Genomic DNA, 3,888 nt, shown 5'->3' on the forward strand with positions numbered 1-3,888 from the left:
GGTGGCCAGTGCGGCCCGCGCGAGCGCCGCCGCGGCGAGACCACGGTCGGCGACCGCAGTGGCGGCGTCTTCATCGGCCCACCGCTCCAGGGTGTAGTCGCAGTCGGCGACCAGCGGCCACAGCAGCGGGTTCAGACCGGCCGCGAGACGAACCAGCAGCCGATAGCCCAGATGGGCATGACGCAGATGGGAGTGTTCGTGCGCGAACACGACCCGCCGCTCCGCCGCGGTCAGGGCGCGCAGCAGCGACGAGGTCACCACCACCCGGCCGGGTAGCCCCGGCACGGCGAGCGCCCGCGGCGCCGGATCGTCGATGACGACCAGACCGCCGCCGGTCGCCGGCGGACAGTGCCGGGCGGTGCGCAGCAGCCAGCCGACGTCCCGGCCGCAACGCAGCACCGAGACCATCATGGTGGCCGCGGCGACGACGACCAGGACCGTGGCAAGGGTCGCGATCATCGGGGACACCGGGTCGTGCGCGGCCAGGACCGGGCCGGACCAGTGCCCGAGCCGTCGCACCAGGGGAAACTGGCCGATCAGCGTCCAGGCCAGCAGGGCCAGATCCCACGCCCACCCGCAGCCGGCGGTGACCGCGGCGGCGGCCAGGACGGCCGCGGCCCGCCGCGGTGGGAGCCGCCGTGCGCCGGCCGGCGCTGCCACCGTGAGCAGCACCGAGGCGGCCAACGCCAGGTAGACGCTGATCCACACCGTCAGTCCCCGCCCCGGCCCGCATCGGACCGGCCGGCAGCGGGCGGCGGCTGGGCGGCCAGCAGGGATCGCAGGACCGCGCCTTCGGCGGGGCTGAGTTGTTCGACGAACCGCTGCAGCACCGCGGTCGGGGTCTCCCCCCGGGTCAGCAGGGCCTTCATCTGGCGGGCGGCGAGTTCCTCCCGCGCGGCCACCGCCCGCCAGGCGTAGCCACGGCCGGCCGGTACCCGGTCCGCCAGGCCCTTCTCCGCCAACCGGGCGAGGATCGTCGTCACCGTCGTATAGGCAAGATCGCCGCCGAGGGACTGCTGGATCGCGGCCGGGGTCACCGGCCCACCGGTGGCCCACAGCACGGCCAGGACCTCGCTTTCCAGCGCGCCCCGCGCCCGGCGGGCCCGCCGGCTCTCACTCCGGTCGCCCATGCAACCCCCCGCCATCCCATATCTACGACGTCTCGTCGTAGCATACGACAACGTCGTAGTACCATGCTGGCGGTAGCGGCTACGTCACGTCCAGCACACCCGCGAGGAGGGAACGGTGTGACCAGCGACGGGGATCGCGTCGAGACCGATGCGCCCGGGTCCGCCCACCGGCGGGATGACACACCCGCCACCCGACCCCCCGGCAGCCCGTCATGGCGTGGACGGGTGCGGTGGCCGCGCCAGCGAGACTCGGTGCGGTCGCTAGCGGCCGTGGTGTTCGTCGTCGTCTTCGTCGGTGTCGGCGCCCTCCTCACCGGGCTCCACCTCGAACCCCAAGGGGTCGACACCCCTGACTTCCCCCATATCGGAGCCGCGCTCCTGGGCGCGGGAGTCGGCATCGTCGTCGCCGGCGGTCTCGTCGCCGTGCTCTTCCTGCACGTCCGGTCCGTGGACCGGGCCGCACGCCACCTGTCCGACACCACCGTCGCGGCCACCGTTTGTGACGGGTCAACCTCCCCTGTCCACCAGGCCCGAGACGAGACAAACCGCACGTGACCTCACCCACACAGAAAGGAGACGAGAAGAACCGTGAGTGACCTCACCTACGCCCAGTCGATTATCACCGGATTATTGCAAGGTGTGACCGAACTGTTCCCGGTGTCCAGCCTCGGGCATTCCGTGCTGGTCCCCGCGATGATCGGTGGAAGCTGGAAACACCTCGTCACCGAATCGGCGACCTCCACCAGCGAACAGTCGCCCTATCTGGCGTTTATCGTCGCGCTGCACGTCGCGACCGCCGTCGCGTTGCTTATCTTCTTCCGGTCCGACTGGGCCCGCATCATCCGCGCCCTGGTCCACACAGTCCGCACCCGCACTGTGACCACTGCGGACGAGCGACTGGCCTGGCTGATCATCATCGCCACGGTCCCGGTCGGACTCGCTGGCCTGGCGTTGGAACACACCTTCCGGACCCTGTTCGCGAAACCGCTGGCCGCCGCGCTGTTCCTCACCCTCAACGGCGTCATCCTCCTCGCCGGGGAGTCCCTGCGCCGCCGCAGCGAGGCACGAGCCCGCCAGACCCAGGACGTCCCGACCATCCCGCTCGCCGTCCGCGGACAGACCCGAACCCGCGTGACCCAGGACGTCCCGACCGTCCCGGTCGCCGTCCGCGGACAGACCATGGCCCCGGCCAGCCGCCCGGTAGCCCACCACGCGGCGCCGTCGCACGGCGGCCTGGTCGTCGCCGAGCATCGCACCCTCGACCGGCTCGCCTACCAGGAAGCCGGCGTCATCGGCCTGTTCCAAACCCTCGCGCTGTTCGCCGGCATCTCCCGGTCCGGGATCACCATGGTCGGCGGGCTGCTGCGCGGCCTCGACCACGAGGACGCCGCCCGGTTCTCCTTCCTGCTCGCCACCCCCGTCATCCTCGCCGCCGGCCTCCTGAAACTCCCCACCCTCGCCGGTGACGCCGGCAGCCACATCCACGGCCAGGTCATCGTCGGGATGCTCGTCGCCGGCACCGCCGCCTACCTGTCCCTACGGTTCCTCACCCGCTACTTCCAGACCCGTACCCTCACCCCGTTCGCCGTCTACTGCCTCGTTGCCGGGGGCCTTGCCACCCTGCGGTTCACCATCGGCAGTTGACGGCGACCGGCACGGCCAGGGCGGTGATCCGACGCCGCGCTCCTCCACGGGGGAAACGCCGGCGGTCTCGCGGCCTGTCGCCGCTCTCCTCCTGCCCGTCCGGTGCCCGGACCGGGCCGCACGCCATCTGTCCCGCCGTGGCGACCCGCCGCGGCCAACCCACAAGAAAGAGAGAGGGCGTATGACGCCTGTCGTACCAGCGGTGGAAGCCACCGGCCTGGTCAAACGTTTCGGTGGCCTCACCGCGGTCGCCGAGGTCGACCTGCGCGTGGACGTCGGCGAGGTCTACGGCATCCTCGGCCCCAACGGCGCCGGAAAGACAACGTTCCTGCGGATGCTGTTCGGGCTCATCCGCCCCGACGCCGGCACCCTGCGGGTATTCGGCCGGACCTGGGCGCAGGCCGGCCCCCGCACCCTCGACGGGGTGGCCGGATTCATCGAAAGCCCCCGCTTCTACCCCTACCTGTCCGGCCGGCGGAACCTGCAGTTGCTCGCCGGCCTCGACGCCGGTGATGCCGCCGAGGCCAGCGGGCGCATCGACACCGTCCTCGACCTCGTCGATCTCGCCGGCCGGGCCGGCGACAAGGTCCGCGGCTACTCCTTCGGGATGCGCCAACGCCTCGGCGTCGCCGCCGCACTGCTGCGCGACCCCCGGCTACTCGTCCTCGACGAACCCGCCAACGGCCTGGACCCCGCCGGGATCCGCGACATGCGCGCCCTGGTCAAACGCCTCGCCGCCAGCGGACTCACCGTGCTGCTGAGCAGCCACAACATGGACGAGGTCGAGGAGATCTGCGACAACGTCACCATCATGCGCACCGGCCGGGTCGCCTACCACGGCTCCATCACCGACCTACGCACCCAGGCCCCCGACCCGGCCCACCGACTGGCCACCAGTAACGACGACCACGCGCTGCGCCTCGCGGCCGCGCACCCCGGGGTAACCGTCGCCCCGCACCCCGCCGGCGGGCTTGCGCTGCACGCCCAACCCGACCAGGTCGACGCCTACACCATCGCGCTGGGCCAGGCCGCAATCGCGGTCCGCACCCTCACCCTCGAGGTCGCACCGCTGGAGTCGCTGTTCTTCCTCCTCACCGAAACCACCCCCGACCCC

At 71.9% G+C, this 3,888-nt stretch carries 5 protein-coding genes; 3 read left to right on the plus strand and 2 right to left on the minus strand.

All coding sequences use genetic code 11. The features are described from left to right. On the minus strand, positions 1 to 708 hold a 708-nt coding region (locus U9980_RS17560), incomplete at its 3' end, for a M48 family metalloprotease (protein ID WP_322768912.1). A gap of 2 nt (positions 709 to 710) precedes the next feature. Then, entirely contained in the window at positions 711 to 1,130 is a 420-nt protein-coding gene (locus U9980_RS17565; RefSeq protein ID WP_322768913.1) for a BlaI/MecI/CopY family transcriptional regulator, read from the minus strand. Between the two features lie 117 nt (positions 1,131 to 1,247). On the opposite strand from U9980_RS17565, the gene U9980_RS17570 reads away from it, so the two are divergent. The 3 genes from U9980_RS17570 to U9980_RS17580 form a co-directional block, all read left to right on the plus strand. Then, positions 1,248 to 1,685, plus strand: coding sequence for a hypothetical protein (locus U9980_RS17570; protein ID WP_322768914.1), 438 nt, complete (start codon positions 1,248 to 1,250; stop codon positions 1,683 to 1,685). A 33-nt stretch (positions 1,686 to 1,718) separates the two neighbouring features. Further along, complete coding sequence (locus tag U9980_RS17575; RefSeq protein ID WP_322768915.1) at positions 1,719 to 2,774, plus strand: undecaprenyl-diphosphate phosphatase; 1,056 nt, start codon at positions 1,719 to 1,721, stop codon at positions 2,772 to 2,774. Positions 2,775 to 2,955: 181 nt separating this feature from the next. Then, on the plus strand, positions 2,956 to 3,888 hold a 933-nt coding region (locus U9980_RS17580; RefSeq protein WP_322768916.1), incomplete at its 3' end, for an ABC transporter ATP-binding protein.

Origin of the sequence: Protofrankia sp. Cr1 (assembly GCF_963555865.1) — a bacterium.
Classification (GTDB): Bacteria; Actinomycetota; Actinomycetes; order Frankiales; family Frankiaceae; genus Protofrankia.